This is a genomic window from Streptomyces sp. NPDC023157, assembly GCF_055560575.1.
Genome location: NZ_JBVHIL010000001.1, coordinates 856,181 through 872,039, shown reverse-complemented (window position 1 = coordinate 872,039; position 15,859 = coordinate 856,181). Strand labels below are relative to the sequence as shown.

Annotated in this window: 9 protein-coding genes; 6 read left to right on the top strand and 3 right to left on the bottom strand. The window is 71.9% G+C overall.

Annotation, left to right across the window (positions count from 1 at the left end; translation table 11 throughout):
* The first annotated feature begins 122 nt into the window (after positions 1-122).
* The 6 genes from ACZ3ZE_RS04045 to obgE all read left to right on the top strand — a co-directional run bounded on the left by ACZ3ZE_RS04045 (position 123) and on the right by obgE (position 8,284).
* On the top strand, positions 123-914 hold the full coding sequence (locus tag ACZ3ZE_RS04045; RefSeq protein ID WP_361622543.1) for a TIGR03936 family radical SAM-associated protein: 792 nt from the start codon (positions 123-125) through the stop codon (positions 912-914).
* 235 nt (positions 915-1,149) lie between these two features.
* A complete protein-coding gene (locus ACZ3ZE_RS04040) occupies positions 1,150-4,929 on the top strand; it encodes an Rne/Rng family ribonuclease (RefSeq protein ID WP_467257246.1) in 3,780 nt (1,259 codons plus the stop codon).
* 91 nt (positions 4,930-5,020) lie between these two features.
* The gene (galU, locus tag ACZ3ZE_RS04035; protein WP_361163170.1) at positions 5,021-5,959 is read left to right on the top strand and encodes a UTP--glucose-1-phosphate uridylyltransferase GalU; all 939 of its coding nucleotides are present in this window, start codon (positions 5,021-5,023) and stop codon (positions 5,957-5,959) included.
* A 184-nt stretch (positions 5,960-6,143) separates the two neighbouring features.
* Positions 6,144-6,464 (top strand): 50S ribosomal protein L21, encoded by a 321-nt coding sequence (gene rplU, locus ACZ3ZE_RS04030; RefSeq protein ID WP_329420562.1) that lies wholly within the window; start codon positions 6,144-6,146, stop codon positions 6,462-6,464.
* A gap of 14 nt (positions 6,465-6,478) precedes the next feature.
* Complete coding sequence (gene rpmA, locus ACZ3ZE_RS04025) at positions 6,479-6,733, top strand: 50S ribosomal protein L27 (RefSeq protein WP_030494090.1); 255 nt, start codon at positions 6,479-6,481, stop codon at positions 6,731-6,733.
* A 111-nt stretch (positions 6,734-6,844) separates the two neighbouring features.
* Entirely contained in the window at positions 6,845-8,284 is a 1,440-nt protein-coding gene (obgE, locus tag ACZ3ZE_RS04020) for a GTPase ObgE (RefSeq protein ID WP_361163173.1), read from the top strand.
* 72 nt (positions 8,285-8,356) lie between these two features.
* Here the strand turns inward: obgE and ACZ3ZE_RS04015 are convergent, their stop codons facing one another.
* The 3 genes from ACZ3ZE_RS04015 to ACZ3ZE_RS04005 form a co-directional block, all read right to left on the bottom strand.
* The gene (locus ACZ3ZE_RS04015; protein ID WP_467257245.1) at positions 8,357-9,874 is read right to left on the bottom strand and encodes a DUF6020 family protein; all 1,518 of its coding nucleotides are present in this window, start codon (positions 9,872-9,874) and stop codon (positions 8,357-8,359) included.
* Positions 9,875-9,894: 20 nt separating this feature from the next.
* Complete coding sequence (locus ACZ3ZE_RS04010; protein ID WP_467257243.1) at positions 9,895-13,461, bottom strand: bifunctional glycosyltransferase/CDP-glycerol:glycerophosphate glycerophosphotransferase; 3,567 nt, start codon at positions 13,459-13,461, stop codon at positions 9,895-9,897.
* Between the two features lie 70 nt (positions 13,462-13,531).
* Positions 13,532-15,769, bottom strand: coding sequence for a bifunctional glycosyltransferase/CDP-glycerol:glycerophosphate glycerophosphotransferase (locus ACZ3ZE_RS04005; RefSeq protein WP_361163179.1), 2,238 nt, complete (start codon positions 15,767-15,769; stop codon positions 13,532-13,534).
* Positions 15,770-15,859: the final 90 nt, after the last annotated feature.

The following is a 15,859-nucleotide window of genomic DNA, read 5'->3' as shown; positions in this document are numbered from 1 at the left end:
CCGGGCGGGCCCCCCAGGACACCACCGCATTTCGTGGGCGGCGCCACACCGCGCCCGCCCCGCACCGAGGAGAAGAACCACTGGGCAAGCGACAGCCCGAAGGCCCGCCGCCCGCACCCGCGGTGCAGCGCATCCGACTGCGCTACACCAAGCGCGGCCGCCTCCGGTTCACCAGCCACCGTGACTTCCAGCGCGCCTTCGAGCGGGCCCTGCGCCGCGCCGAGGTGCCGATGGCGTACTCGGCCGGTTTCACCCCGCACCCCAAGGTGTCGTACGCCAACGCCGCCCCCACGGGCACGGGCTCCGAGGCCGAGTACCTGGAGATCGCCCTCGCCGAGGCACGCGACCCGCAGACGCTCCGGCGCCTGCTCGACGAGTCCCTCCCGGACGGCCTCGACATCACCGACGCCGTCGAGGCCCGGACCTCCGGCCTCGCCGACCGCCTGACCGCCTCCGTGTGGGAGCTGCGGCTGGACGGCGCCGACCCCGAGGACGTGCGGAAGGCCGTCGAGACGTTTCTCGCGGCCGAGACGGTGGAAGTACAGCGCAAGACCAAGAACGGCGTCCGCACCTTCGACACCCGCGCCGCCGTCGTCGAGCTGACCTCGGCCGCAGCCCCGGGCGATCCCCAGGGTGATAGGCCGCTGGACAGCGCCTGTGCGATACTGCGGCTGGTTGTTCGGCACGTGACACCTGCCGTACGACCCGACGACGTCCTGTCCGGTCTCCGAGCTGTGGCCGACCTGGCGCCGCCGGTCCCCGCTGCGGTGACCAGGCTGGCGCAGGGGCTCTTCGACGAGGAGTCCGGCACGGTGACCGACCCGCTCGCGCCCGACCGCGAGGCAGTCACGGCCGCCCCATCCACGGCCGCCGCGACCACCTCAGCGACGGCGCCGGGTGCGGGCACCGCGTAGGGAGCGGTCGTTGTAGCGCAGCCCTCGTACTCGGGAGCCACCTGGGTCGGGCAGCGCTTTGACCACAAGACTTTCGCCAGGCCGTACGCAGAAGGCGTACGGAACCGGCGAGCCAGACATACAGCTCCCGTGCGGCGCCCGCGCCCCGGACGGCGGCACCGTGCACCTCGCGCGTTCGTGCCGCCGGACCGGAACCAGACGCGGCGCCCGGGGGCGTGACGGGAGAACCGCCCGCATGCTCGAACAGCACGAAGAAAACACCAACAACACGGGTAACGCAGACAGCGACGCACCCGGTGACAAGCTGCCGCCGCGCCGCCGGCGCCGTGCGGCGTCCCGCCCGGCCGGCCCGCCGGTGACGGCAGGGACCGCCGAGACCACCGAGGCCCCCGCCGCCCAGGCCGCCGAGACCTCGGCCGCGCCGGCCGTCGAGGAGGCCGCCCCGGCTCCCCGTACCCGCCGCCGCGCCACCCGCAAGGCCACCGCCCCGGAGACCACCGTCGAGGCCCCCGCCGCGCCGGTCGCCGAGGCCCCGGCCGCGCCGGCCGTCGAGGAGGCCGCCCCGGCCCCGCGCACCCGCCGCCGCGCCACCCGCGCCGCCACGTCCGCCGAGACCCCGGCCGCCCCCGCCGCCGAGGCCGCGCCGGTCGTCGAGACCCCGGCCGCGCCGGCCGTCGAGGAGGCCGCCCCGGCTCCCCGTACCCGCCGCCGCGCCACCCGTAAGGCCGCCGCGCCCGAGACCACCGTCGAGGCCGCCCCGGTCGTCGAGGCCCCGGCCGCGCCGGTCGCCGAGACCCCCGCCGCCCCGGCCGTCGAGGAGGCCGCCCCGGCCCCGCGCACCCGCCGCCGCGCCACCCGCAAGGCCACCGCGCCCGTGGTGACCCCGGACGTCGCCGCGGAGATCTCCGCCGAGACCTCCGGTGAGGCGCTGCCCGAGGACACCGTCTCGGAGATCGCCTCGCACGCCGTCGAGGTCGCCGCCGCCGAGCAGGCCGCCACCCGTGGCCGCACCCGCCGCCGCGCCACCTCGCCGCAGTTCACCGCCGAGCCGTCGACCGCGGCCGAGGCGCCCCGCACCCGCCGTGCCGCGCGCCCCGCCGTCGCCGTCTTCCAGCCGCCGGTCTTCACCGAGCCGATGTTCCAGACGCCGGAGACGGCCGCGTACATCGCCGCCGCCGAGGCCGTCGAGGAGGAGCCGGAGGAGGAGACCACCGAGGTCGCCGACGTCGCCGAGGCCCCCGAAGCCGTCGAGACGGTCGAGGCCGAGCGTGCCGAGACCGGCTCCCGCCGTCGCCGTCGCCGCCGTGGCGAGCCCGTCGCCGTCGAGCCCGTCCCGGCCACCGTCGCCGACGAGCCCGAGGTCGAGTCCACCCCCGAGGCGGAGGCCGAGACCGAGGCCGAGGCCGACGAGGCCGACGAGTACGAGGACCGCCCGTCCCGTCGTCGCCGCCGGGGCGGCCGTCGCCGTCGCCGTGGCGAGCTCGCCGAGTCCGAGGAGGGCGAGGAGACCGAGGACGGCGAGGAGGCCGACGAGCTCCACGCCGAGGACGAGGCCGACGAGGCCGACGAGGACGCCGCCGCGTCGGGCAGCAGCAGCTCCCGCCGTCGCCGCCGTCGCCGCCGCCGCAGCGGTGACGCCTCCGCCGAGGCCGAGGGTGCCGACGAGGACGGCGTCCGTACGGTCGTCAAGGTCCGCGAGCCCCGCCCGGCGCGCGAGAAGGGCGAGCCGTCCGACGAGGTCCAGTCCATCAAGGGCTCGACCCGCCTGGAGGCCAAGAAGCAGCGCCGCCGCGAGGGCCGCGAGCAGGGCCGCCGCCGGGTCCCGATCATCACCGAGGCCGAGTTCCTCGCCCGCCGCGAGGCCGTCGAGCGCGTGATGGTGGTCCGCCAGAACGGCGAGCGCACCCAGATCGGCGTCCTGGAAGACAACGTGCTCGTCGAGCACTACGTCAACAAGGAGCAGGCCACCTCGTACGTCGGCAACGTCTACCTGGGCAAGGTCCAGAACGTGCTGCCGTCGATGGAGGCCGCCTTCGTCGACATCGGCAAGGGCCGCAACGCCGTCCTGTACGCCGGCGAGGTCAACTTCGAGGCGCTCGGCATGGGCCACGGCCCGCGCCGCATCGAGGCCGCCCTCAAGTCCGGCCAGTCGGTCCTGGTGCAGGTCACCAAGGACCCGATCGGCCACAAGGGCGCCCGCCTGACCAGCCAGGTCTCGCTGCCCGGCCGCTACCTGGTCTACGTGCCCGAGGGCTCGATGACCGGCATCAGCCGCAAGCTGCCCGACACCGAGCGCGCGCGTCTGAAGACCATCCTCAAGAAGATCGTCCCCGAGGACGCGGGCGTCATCGTGCGCACCGCCGCCGAGGGCGCGAGCGAGGACGAGCTGCGCCGTGACGTCGAGCGCCTGCAGGCGCAGTGGGCCGACATCCAGAAGAAGGCCGCGCAGATCTCGACCTCCGCGCCGAGCCTGCTCTACGGCGAGCCGGACATGACCGTCCGCGTCGTCCGCGACATCTTCAACGAGGACTTCTCCAAGGTCATCGTCAGCGGCGACGACGCGTGGGAGACCATCCACGGCTACGTGAACCACGTCGCCCCGGACCTGGCCGACCGCCTGTCCCGGTGGACCAGCGAGGTCGACGTCTTCGCGACGTACCGGATCGACGAGCAGCTGATGAAGGCGCTGGACCGCAAGGTCTGGCTGCCCTCCGGCGGCTCGCTGGTGATCGACAAGACCGAGGCGATGATCGTCGTCGACGTCAACACCGGCAAGTTCACCGGTCAGGGCGGCAACCTCGAAGAGACCGTGACGAGGAACAACCTCGAAGCGGCCGAGGAGATCGTGCGCCAGCTGCGGCTGCGCGACCTGGGCGGCATCGTCGTCATCGACTTCATCGACATGGTCCTGGAGTCCAACCGCGACCTGGTGCTGCGCCGCCTCCTGGAATGCCTGGGCCGTGACCGGACCAAGCACCAGGTGGCCGAGGTCACCTCGCTCGGCCTGGTGCAGATGACCCGCAAGCGGGTCGGCCAGGGCCTCCTGGAGTCCTTCTCGGAGACCTGCGTCCACTGCAACGGGCGCGGTGTCATCGTCCACATGGAGCAGCCGCCCACCCACGGTGGCGGTGGCGGCGGCAAGCGCGCGAAGAAGCGCGGCCGCGGTGGCGACGGGCACGCCCACGAGCACGAGCACGCCCACGAGACCGAGCTCCACGAGACCCCGGACGAGACCGACGCGGAGCTCGCGGCCGAGCTGGCCGCCCCGGTGGCGCTGCCCGAGCCGATCGCCGCGGACGAGGAGCTGTACGGCAGCGCCGCGGAGGCGGAGGCCGCCGCCACGCGCGGCCGTGGCCGCCGTCGGGCGACCCGCCGGGTGTCGGCGCCGGTGGCGTCCACGCGGCCCGTGACCGAGACGGAGACCTACGAGGTCGTCGTCCCGGAGACGAAGCCGGAGCCGGAGCCGGTCGTCGAGGCCCCCGTGGCCGAGGCCCCGGTCGCCGAGCCCGCCCCGGCCGTCGAGGAGCAGGCGCCCGAGGCCCCCGCGCCCCGGACCCGCCGCCGGGCCACCCGCAAGGTGTCCGCCCCGGTGGTCTCCACCCCGGAGCCGGTCGCCGAGACGGTGGTCGAGCCGGTCGCCGTCGAGGAGGCCCCGGCGCCCGCCGCCGAGCCCGCCCCGGTCGTCGAGGAGGCCCCCGTGGCCGCCCCGCCGAAGGCCCGTCGCCGGGTGGTCCGCAAGGCCACCGCCCCGGCCGGCGCGCCCGCCGGTGCCGAGGAGGCCGCCGTGCTCGTGGTGGCCGCGGCCCCCGCGACCGAGGCGCCCGCCGAGGCCGCGGAGGCCCCGGCCGACGAGGCCGCTCCGGCGGCGAAGAAGACGGCCCGTAAGACGGCCAAGAAGGCCACCGCCAAGAAGGCCGCCACCAAGAAGACGGCGGCGGCCAAGAAGACGGCGGCGAAGAAGACGACGACCGCCAAGAAGGCCGTGAAGAAGACCGCGGCCCCCGCGCAGGACTGACCCAGTCCCCGACGCAGTCCGTGTGGACCGTCCTCCTCCCGAGGACGGTCCACACGGCTTTGAACCCGATCGGAAACCAGGAACCAGCCCGATGAACAACACCCCCGCCCCCCAGGTGCGCAAGGCCGTCATCCCCGCCGCCGGTCTCGGCACGCGCTTCCTTCCCGCCACGAAGGCGACGCCCAAGGAGATGCTGCCGGTCGTCGACAAGCCGGCGATCCAGTACGTGGTGGAGGAGGCGGTCTCGGCGGGTCTGTCGGACGTCCTGATGATCACCGGCCGCAACAAGCGTCCGCTCGAGGACCACTTCGACCGGAACTACGAGCTGGAGGAGGCGCTCACCCGCAAGGGTGACGACGAGCGCCTCGCGCGGGTCCAGGAGTCCAGCGAGCTCGCCACCATGCACTACGTGCGCCAGGGCGACCCGCGGGGCCTCGGCCACGCCGTGCTGTGCGCGCAGCCTCACGTCGGCGACGAGCCCTTCGCGGTGCTCCTCGGCGACGACCTGATCGACCCGCGCGACCCGCTGCTCGCCCGGATGCTGGAGGTCCTGGCGGCCGGCGGCGGCAGCGTCGTCGCGCTGATGGAGGTCGACCCGGCGCAGATCCACCTGTACGGATGCGCGGCCGTCGAGCCGACCGCCGACGCCGATGTCGTACGGATCACCGGCCTGGTCGAGAAGCCGGACGTCGCGGACGCGCCGAGCAACTACGCGATCATCGGCCGCTATGTCCTCGACCCGGCCGTCTTCGGCGTCCTCGGCGGGACCGAGCCGGGCCGCGGCGGCGAGATCCAGCTCACCGACGCGCTGCAGAAGATGGCGGCCGACGAGACGCTGGGCGGCCCCGTGCACGGTGTCGTCTTCAAGGGCCGCCGGTACGACACGGGCGACCGTGGCGACTACCTGCGGGCCATCGTGCGGCTCGCCTGCGAGCGCGAGGACCTGGGCCCGGACTTCCGCGCCTGGCTCAAGGGCTTCGTCGAGGAGACCGCCGCGGGCGACCCGTCGGGCGACACGGCCGGGATTTGACCCCCTGCGGGAGCCGCCCGTAACCTAGACCGTCGGCGTGTCTGATTGCGCCACACCTCTGAGCACCTCCCTCCCGGTCCTCCGGGAGAGGCCGCTCGTCCGATTCCGGATCGCTGTGGGCCCCCGGGCCCGCGCGTGGGCGGCTGGCATCAGAGGACCCGTTCCCGAGTGAGAGAGAGTCCGCGTGTACGCCATCGTGCGCAGCGGTGGTCGCCAGCACAAGGTTGCTGTCGGCGACATCGTTGAGGTTGACAAGATTTCTACCGCCAAGGTCGGCGACACGGTCGAGCTCTCGACCCTGCTCGTGGTCGACGGCGACGCCGTGACCAGCGACCCGTGGGTCCTGGCGGGCATCAAGGTCGAGGCCCAGGTCGTGGACCACCACAAGGGTGCCAAGATCGACATCCTGCGCTACAAGAACAAGACGGGCTACCGCCGTCGCCAGGGTCACCGCCAGCAGTACACGGCGATCAAGGTCACGTCCATCCCGACGGCCGCGAAGTAAAGAGGGACTGAGCAATGGCACACAAGAAGGGCGCATCGTCCACCCGGAACGGTCGCGATTCCAACGCCCAGCGGCTCGGCGTGAAGCGCTTCGGCGGTCAGGTCGTCAACGCGGGTGAGATCCTGGTCCGCCAGCGTGGCACCCACTTCCACCCGGGTTCGGGTGTGGGCCGTGGCGGCGACGACACGCTGTTCGCCCTGCAGGCCGGTTCGGTGCAGTTCGGCACCTTCCGTGGCCGCAAGGTCGTGAACATCGTTCCGGTCGCCTGATCGGAAACTTTGCGGAGGCGGACCTCACTTCCCGTTAGGGAAGCGGGTCCGCCTTTCGCGTGTTACTAGATAGACATTCCACCTGTTTTACGTATCTGGAGGCACAGAACCATGACCACCTTCGTGGACCGCGTCGAGCTGCACGTCGCCGCGGGTAACGGGGGCCACGGCTGCGCCTCCGTCCACCGGGAGAAGTTCAAGCCGCTCGGCGGCCCGGACGGCGGCAACGGCGGCCGTGGCGGTGACGTGATCCTGGTCGTCGACCAGGCCGTGACCACCCTCCTGGAGTACCACCACTCGCCGCACCGCAAGGCCACCAACGGCCAGCCCGGCGCCGGCGACAACCGCTCCGGCAAGGACGGCCAGGACCTCGTCCTGCCCGTGCCCGACGGCACCGTCGTCCTCGACAAGGCGGGTAACGTCCTCGCCGACCTCGTCGGACAGGGCACCACCTACGTCGCGGGCCAGGGCGGCCGCGGCGGCCTCGGCAACGCGGCGCTGTCCTCGGCCCGCCGCAAGGCCCCCGGCTTCGCGCTCCTCGGCGAGCCCGGCGAGGCGGGGGACGTCGTCCTGGAGCTCAAGACGGTCGCCGACGTGGCGCTCGTCGGCTACCCGAGCGCGGGCAAGTCCTCGCTCATCTCCGTGCTCTCGGCCGCCAAGCCGAAGATCGCCGACTACCCCTTCACGACGCTCGTCCCGAACCTGGGCGTGGTCACCGCCGGCTCGACCGTCTACACGATCGCCGACGTCCCCGGCCTGATCCCGGGCGCGAGCCAGGGCCGTGGCCTGGGCCTGGAGTTCCTGCGCCACGTCGAGCGCTGCTCGGTCCTCGTCCACGTCCTCGACACGGCGACGCTGGAGTCCGACCGCGACCCGGTCTCCGACCTCGACATCATCGAGGAGGAGCTGCGGCAGTACGGCGGCCTTGAGGACCGTCCGCGCCTCGTCGTCCTCAACAAGATCGACATCCCGGACGGCCAGGACCTCGCGGACATGATCCGCCCGGAGCTCGAAGAGCGCGGCTACCAGGTGTTCGAGGTCTCCGCCGTGGCCCGTACGGGTCTCAAGGAGCTCTCCTACGCCCTCGCCGGCATCGTCGGCGAGGCCCGCGCGGCCAAGCCCGTCGAGGAGGCGACCCGCATCGTCATCCGCCCGAAGGCGGTCGACGACGCCGGGTTCACCGTCGTCTACGACGAGGCCGAGGACGTCTACCGCGTGCGCGGCGAGAAGCCCGAGCGCTGGGTCCGCCAGACCGACTTCAACAACGACGAGGCCGTCGGCTACCTGGCCGACCGCCTCAACCGCCTCGGCGTCGAGGACCGGCTGATGAAGGCCGGCGCCCGCGCCGGCGACGGCGTGGCGATCGGCTCCGAGGAGAACGCGGTCGTCTTCGACTGGGAGCCCACCATGATGGCCGGCGCCGAGATGCTCGGCCGCCGAGGCGAGGACCACCGCCTGGAGGCCCCCCGCCCGGCCGCCCAGCGCCGCCGCGACCGCGACGCCGAGCGGGACGACCCGCAGCGCGAGTTCGACGAGTTCAACCCGTTCTAGGCAACGCCCTGGAGTGACATGTGAAAGGGGCCCCGCCTCCTCGATCGAGGAGGCGGGGCCCCTTTCACGCCGTCAGGCGACCGGTTCCGGTTCCGGTTCGGGGTCCGGAGCGGTGGCCGGCTTCTGCTCCTGCTCCTCGGGGGCCGGCTTGGAGCGCTTGGTGAAGGTGGGCTTCGCGCCGATCAGGGGCAGCGCGAGGATGCCCAGGAACATCGGGGCGAACATGTAGCGGGCCAGCGGCGCCGGGTTGGCGGCGACCACCGTGAGCTGGAGCGCCAGCGGCGTGGCGAGCAGCGCCACCGGGGCCCAGCTGCGGTTCCGGCGGGAGAAGGCGAGCACCACGGCGTACGCCGCGTAGCACCAGATCGCGCCGCGGAACAGCAGCCACTGCAGCTGCGGCGTCTTGCTGGCCTTCCAGGTGAAGAACGCGGCGTCGTGCAGGGTGTCGTTGAGCGGGCGGATCTTCAGGATCGGGCGGTACGGGCTGTCCGCCATCTCCGGGTTCCAGTCCGCCCAGCCGAACAGGTTCTTCGGCACGGACGGCGGGCTGATCAGCGTGTGGCCCATCTTGTCGACCGGGCCGGGGAAGGGCGACCACGCGATGTGCGAGCGGCACACGCGGGCCGAGATCATCTGGTCCGGGGTCCGCTTCAGGACGCGGAACCACAGGTCGATCAGCTGGTCGTTGTACTGGTCCGCCAGCTTGCGGTTCATGGGCTTCTTCATCGCCCAGTCGGCGTTGTAGCAGTTCGCCGCGCGCCCGCCCCAGTGGGACAGCGGGGCGACCTTCGCCATGAGGTCCTTGTCGGCCTGGGTGAAGGTCTGCGGGACCTTGCCGTAGACCACCGCGATGTCCGCGTAGTTCATCGCGTACACCTGGTCCTTGGTCGGCGTGATGACGCCGATGGCCGGGTAGATCACCGTCTGCAGCAGCGCCGCGATCGTCACCGGGACGACCGTCGCGAACAGCAGCCACTTGCGCATCTTCGGCAGCGTCAGCAGCAGCACGGGCACCGCGATGACCGCGACGAGCAGACCGTTGTTGCGGAAGAGCCCCATCGCCAGGAAGCCGAGGAACAGCATGGCGATCTCGTTGCGGAAGACCTTGTCCCGGAGCTGGGACTCGCCGCGCAGCCGCCGCGCCGCGAGCCGGCCCGTCGCGCCGAAGGCGAGGACCGCGCCGATCGCGAACGGCACGTCCTTCCACACGTAGATGACGAAGGTGCCGATCGACGGCAGCACCGCGCACGCGACCGCCGCCGTGAAGCCCCACTTCCCCTTCACGCCGAACATGCGCAGCGTGACGACCACGTACGCCAGCGCCGCGGCCATGGCCACGGACTGCGCGAACGTCAGCAGCGCCAGGTCACCGGTGAGCTGGAGCGACAGCCAGACCAGACCGTCGTACGCCACCGAGTGGTTGGACATCCAGTGGCCGGTGGTGACGTGCCACACGTACGAGATCGAGTCGTAGCTCATCCCGCCCGGGTAGAACGCCGCCCACCACACCAGGAAGATCAGCTGCGTCGCGGCGTACACGGCCACCGGCAGGCGCCGCTGGGCTGGGATCCGCTCGACTATCCGGTTCACAAAGGGGATGGATGGCGTCTTCAACGCTGCTCCGCGGGCTCGGTGGAGGGGCTGTCGGGGTGGGCGAGCTCCAGCATCCGCGTGATCACGCGCTCGGCGGCGTGGCCGTCGTCGAGGTCGCAGAACACGTCCCGGAACTCTCGGTACGCGTCGGTGTAGCCGGCGCTGATGCGGTCGATGTCGCCGAGCGCGTCGATGAGCTCGTCGGACGTCTGCAGCAGCGGGCCGGGGGCGCGCTTCTCGAAGTCGAAGTAGAAGCCGCGCAGCTGGTCGCGGTAGTACTCCAGGTCGTACGTGAAGAACAACATCGGCCGGCCCGTGTTCGCGAAGTCGAACATGAGGGACGAGTAGTCCGTGACCAGCACGTCGGTGATGAGGAAGAGTTCGGCGATGTCCGGGTAGGACGAGACGTCGAAGACGAAGCCGTCACCCGCGCCGGGCACCGCGTCCACGATGTTCGAGTGCTTGCGCACGAGGAGGATGTGGTCCTCGCCGAGCCGCTCGGCGGCCTTCTCGATGTCGACGCGGAGATCGAACTTGTAGTTGCCCGCCTGGTAGAACTGGTCGTCCCGCCAGGTCGGCGCGTACAGCACGACCTTCTTGCCGTCCGGCAGCCCGATCTTCTCCCGCACGGTCCGCGCCAGGTCCTCGGTCTTGTCCGAGAGCAGCACGTCGTTGCGGGGGTAGCCGGACTCCAGGATCTCCCCGTCGAACTGGAACGCCCGCTTCATGATCGGGGTCGAGAAGCGGTTGGGGGAGACGAGGAAGCTCCAGCTCGGCGTCTCCTCCGCCACCTTCGACAGGTACTTGCGGTCCGCGAACTGCACGCTGTCGATGTCGTGGCCGATCCGCTTGAGCGGGGTGCCGTGCCAGGTCTGGACGATCACCTGGCCCTCACGGCGCCGGATCCAGAACGGCAGGTGGGTGTTGGTCACGATGTACCGGCTGTTGCCGAGCGCCTCGTACCACTCGCGGCTCCAGCGGCGGATGACCCGGACGCCCTCCGGGATCTCGGCCCGGCGGTCCTCCACGACCCACACGTGCTCCAGCTCGGAGCCCTGGCGCAGCAGCTCCTCGTAGACCGCGCGCGGCGAGTCGGAGAACTGGCGGCCCGAGAAGGAGGCGTACAGCACGGTGTCCTTCAGCGGGGCCGTCCGGGCCTCCTGGTACACCGTGGTGCGCAGCTCGCGCTGGCGGAACCAGCCGACCTCCTGCGCGTTCAGGTCGGGGGAGGCGTCGACGAGGAGCCGGTCGTAGAAGCGGTGGGTCAGCGCGTAGTCGCGGCCCCGCACCGAGAAGGAGACCGGCAGGGTGCCCAGCGCCGTCGGGACGGCCCGGATCGGCACCTCGACGCGGCTGTCGACGGCGCGGACGAAGAGGTACCAGCGGCCCTGGCGCAGCGGCACCTTGGTGAGGCCGCCGGGCACCGGCAGGAAGTCGGCGTGGAAGACGCCGTCCTCGACGCTGACCGGGTGCGCGTGCTCCTCGGCGTGCCGGCTGTGCCGCAGCACCAGCTCCAGGGGCTCGTCGACGGTGGCCGGCAGGGCGCCCTCCAGGACGATGCGGCCCTCGGGGCTCACCGTCGCCTTGGCGATCATGGGCTGGACCGGCTGGGTGCGCAGCACGAGGCGCCCGACGCCGTCGTTGGCGACCGCGATCGTCCTGCCTCCCCACGCGGCGGTACCGGTGCCGTCGACGGGGTGCTGGCGGCCCAGGTCGCCCTGGCGGTCGTTGACCGCGACGGCGTGGGCCCGCTTGCCGAGCATCAGCTCGGCCGTCCACTTGTCGGTGACCTCCAGGTCCGTGGAGTCGCGGCCCTCGACGTCCAGGTCGGCCAGCGGGACGCGCACCGAGAACTCGGCGCCGTTCCGGGTGACCGGGAACTCCAGGGTGGCCTTGGAGCCGGCGTGGGTGAGGCGCAGCGCGGGCTTGGCGCCGTCAGCGGCGGCCTCGTGGCCGAGGACACCGGACAGCTCGACGGCACCGTCGACGACCTGGTGGCCGGTCAGCCGGGCGCGGACCAGGTCGACGCGCAGGTACAGGTGGCTGTCGGCGACGAACGGGACGACCCGCACGTCCTTCTCCACCCAGTGCTGGGCCGGGCTCTCGGCGTTGCCGCTCTCGCCGGCCTTCAGCCGGGTGCGGCGCGCCACGCCCTCCTGGACGGTGGCGACGGTGAGCCGCCACACGCCGTCGCGCCAGCCGCCGCGGCCCTTGAGCTTCGCCGGGTTGACGTCGAGGGAGAAGCCGGACCAGTCGTAGTTGTGCAGCGACTGCCCGGAGGTCTGGGTGGCCTTCGGGGCCTTGGTACGGCTGGGGCGGACCAGGACGGTGCGCCGGCTGCCGTTCTCACGGAGCATCAGCACGCGCAGCGAGGGCTTGGGCGTCGAGGCCGCCAGGTTGCGGATGTAGGCGTGGCCGTCGATGTGCAGCCGGCCGTCCTGCCACAGGATCTGCTCGGCGCGGGCGCGGGCGGAGAACTCGGCGCCGACCTTCAGGACCTCGCGCGGGACGGCGCCGTTGCCCTTGTCGAGCACCGGGTAGTCGGCGAAGTGCCGCAGGCCCTGGCGGGTGACCGGGATGGCCCGGCCGGTCTCGCGCTCGAAGGCCAGCAGGTCGAGGAGCTCGGCCAGCCGGCCCTCGGTGATCAGGTGGCACTTGAGCCGCAGCGACACCTCGACGCGGGGCAGCACCTGGGGGTCGACGCGGCTGAGGTAGTCGGCGGCGCCCTTCATGAACAGCTCGCGGAACTCCTCACCGGCCTCGTCGAGCACGCCCATGAAAAGGGGCAGCTCGTCGCTGATGAAGATCTCGTCGTACCACCGCTTGTGCTCCGCGAACTCCTCGCCCGGCTGCGTGCCGAGGAAGCGGCTCACGGAGTCGCACGACCTTATGCGGTCGCGGACGTTGACCGGCTCGGTGCGGCGCTGGGTGATGGACGGGGCGCCGCCGGTCCGCTGCCGCCACAGGTAGACGGGGTCACCGAGGACGTCGACGCAGGTGGCCCGGAAGTGCGCGGGCAGGGTCACCGGGGCGTCCTCGTACAGGATGCCCGGGAACTCGAAGGCGTGACGCTCCCAGAACGAGCGCCGGAACACCTTGTTCCACGCGGTGCGGTCGTAGACCAGCGCCTTGTCGTGGGAGATGTGGGTGCGGTCGCGGTCCTTGTTGAGGCGCTTCTCGTGGAGCGGGGAGATCAGGATCTCGCCGGCCTTGAGCAGGTTCACGTTGCCGCTGGCGAAGTCCGACCCGGTCGCGTCCAGCTTGGCGATGAAGCGCTCGTAGGCGTCCGGCAGCACGATGTCGTCGCTGTCGACGAACGCGAGGTACTCGGTGCCGTCCGTGAGGTGCGCGACACCGGTGTTACGGGCGGGCCCCAGCCCCTGGTTCTCCTGCGCGACCACGCGGATCCGCGCGTCCTTCGCCGCCCAGCTCTCGGCGATCGCGAGGCTGCCGTCCTTGGAGCCGTCGTCGACGACGATCGCCTCCCAGTCGGTGAAGGTCTGGTCGGCAAGGGACTGCAGGCACTCGTCGAGAAAGAGCTCCACGTTGTACACGGGAACGATCACTGACAGGCGGGGAGGCATTGGGTACTGCGCCTTTCCTCAAGGTGTTTCAAACGTGACGGCGACGTACGGCTCGCCGGACACGGTAGCTCTAGCCGCGGGTGCGAGGGCTCGGGCGCTCCGGAGGAAGCACCACCGGCGGTACATTCTCCTCGTTCAGGAACACCCTGCGTACCACGCGCTCGGCGGCGGAGCCGTCATCGAACTCACAGAACCGTCTCCGGAACTCGGTGCGCAGTTTCGCGGACTCCTCGTCCGACCAGCGCCCCGAGAGGAAGACGTCGAGCAGCTCCGGCTCGGTTGCCACGACGTGGCCCGGCTTCTCGACGTGGATGTCGAAGTAGGTGCCGCGGGTGGCGCGGTAGACGTCCCAGTCGTTGGCGTAGACGACGACGGGCCGGTCGAGCAGCGCGTAGTCGAACATCAGCGACGAGTAGTCGGTCAGCAGGCAGTCGGCGGCGAGGAACAGCTCCTCGACCGAGGGGTGGCGGCTGACGTCCACGACGCCGGAGCCGTCCTTCGGGCCGGTGCCGCCGGGGTTGTCCAGGAGGAAGTAGTGCGCCCGGGACAGCACGGTGAAGCCCTTGCCGAGGCGGGCCGCCAGGTGCTCCAGGTCGAGCAGCGGCTGCGGCACGTTCTGGTAGTCGCGGTGGGTCGGCGCGTACAGCACGACCGTGGTGTCCTCGGGCAGCCCGAGCGCCGCGCGGGCCCGCAGCCGCTCGTCCTCGCCGGCCCGGACGAGCACGTCGTTGCGCGGGTAGCCGTAGTCCAGCTTGGTGTACTCGGCCGGGTAGGCGCGGTCCCAGATGGCGGTGGTGAAGCTGTTGGAGGAGACGCTGTAGTCCCAGCGGTCCACCCGCTCCATCAGCGACGCCATGTCCAGGTCGCCCTGGGCGACGGGGTACTCGGCCAGGTCGACGCCCATCCGCTTCAGCGGGGTGCCGTGGTGCGTCTGGACGTGGATCTGGCCGGGCCGCTTGACCACCCGGGTGGGGAAGTTGACGTTGTTGACGAAGTACTTCCCGCGGGCCATCGCGCGCCAGAAACCGAACGAGCCGGGGTGCACGACGTTCGTGCCGGGCGGCGGGGTGTTGCGCGAGCCGGGCTTCAGGACCCAGGTCGTCTTCACCTTCGGCGCGAGCTCCAGCAGCTTCTCGTGCACGGCGGCCGGGTTGCAGGCGTAGTCCGTGTTCCAGTACGCCGCGAACACGGCCGTGTCGTTCTTCACGGGCAGCATCCGCTGCGCCCGGTAGTAGCCGGCCAGCACCGCGGTGCGCAGCGGCTTGCGCAGCCGGCGCGGGGCGGCCTTGACCTTGCGGGCCGTGCGGTACGCGCGCCGGGCGGCGCCGCGCACCGGGGCCGGCAGCTTGCCGACGGCCTTGCGGCGGGCGGAGGCCGAGCCCTGCGGGGTGGCGTGTCCGGCCGGGCGGTACTGCTTCTCGTACCGGAGGAAGGTCGCGCGGAACTCGGCGCGGGCCTCGTCGGGGAGGCGGCCGGGGGAGTTCTCGACCACCCGGAAGTGGGTGATCATGCGGTCGAAGAGGGGGCCGCGCCAGCGGTCGAACTCGGGGTGCGCGTCGAGGAACGCGAACACCAGGCCGTACTGGTCGAAGACGTCGAAGTGCTTGCGGCTGGTGCTGTGCAGGATGCTGCCCTGGCGGCGCTGCCGGTAGTGCACGCAGACCCGGGGGAGCACCGCGATGGACTCGGCGGCGATCAGGACCGGGTACGTCCAGGGGGTGTCCTCGTAGTAGCCGGTGGGGTACTCGAAGCCCCAGCGCTCCACGAAGTCCCGGCGGTAGGCCTTGTTCCAGGCAACCTGGAGCAGCCCGAGGAGGCCCGGGTTGGCGTCCAGGGCGACGGCCTCGCGGGGGCTGTCGGCGAGCACCTTGGCCTTGGCGTTCGGGGTGATCCGGCCGTCCCAGTGCGTGCGGGAGTAGTCGAAGACCAGCAGCTCCGGGTCGCCGGTCTCGTCGAGCCGCTGGGCGATCGCCGCGAGCGAGCCGGGCAGCAGGGTGTCGTCGCTGTCCAGGAAGAGCAGGTAGGTGCCCTTGGCCCGTGCCATGCCGGCGTTGCGGGCGCGGCCCAGGCCCACGTTCTGCTGGAGCTGCAGTGCTTCCACGCGCGGGTCGAGCGCCGCGTACTCGTCCATGATCGCGCCGCAGGCGTCGGGCGAGGCGTCGTTGACGGCGATCAGCTCGAAATCCTGGAACGACTGGCTCAGCACCGAGTCGAGACAGTCGCGCAGGTACGCCTCCACCCCGTACGCCGGAACGATGATGCTGAACCGGGGGGCGTCGGACCGCTGCGCTGCTTGCGTGGGAGTCATGGGGGCTTAGGGCTTCCGGACGAACGGCGTTCTGGACACGGGACAGGGGCGGACCACGCCCGAGCGGGGCGGCGGGAGCATTCCCGCCGC

Bases quoted from the DNA above. Each gene is read 5' to 3' on its own strand.
- ACZ3ZE_RS04040 (WP_467257246.1), top strand. From the start codon at position 1,150: ATGCTCGAACAGCACGAAGAAAACACCAACAACACGGGTAACGCAGAC.
- galU (WP_361163170.1), top strand. From the start codon at position 5,021: ATGAACAACACCCCCGCCCCCCAGGTGCGCAAGGCCGTCATCCCCGCC.
- rpmA (WP_030494090.1), top strand. From the start codon at position 6,479: ATGGCACACAAGAAGGGCGCATCGTCCACCCGGAACGGTCGCGATTCC.
- obgE (WP_361163173.1), top strand. From the start codon at position 6,845: ATGACCACCTTCGTGGACCGCGTCGAGCTGCACGTCGCCGCGGGTAAC.
- ACZ3ZE_RS04010 (WP_467257243.1), bottom strand. From the start codon at position 13,461: ATGCCTCCCCGCCTGTCAGTGATCGTTCCCGTGTACAACGTGGAGCTC.
- ACZ3ZE_RS04005 (WP_361163179.1), bottom strand. From the start codon at position 15,769: ATGACTCCCACGCAAGCAGCGCAGCGGTCCGACGCCCCCCGGTTCAGC.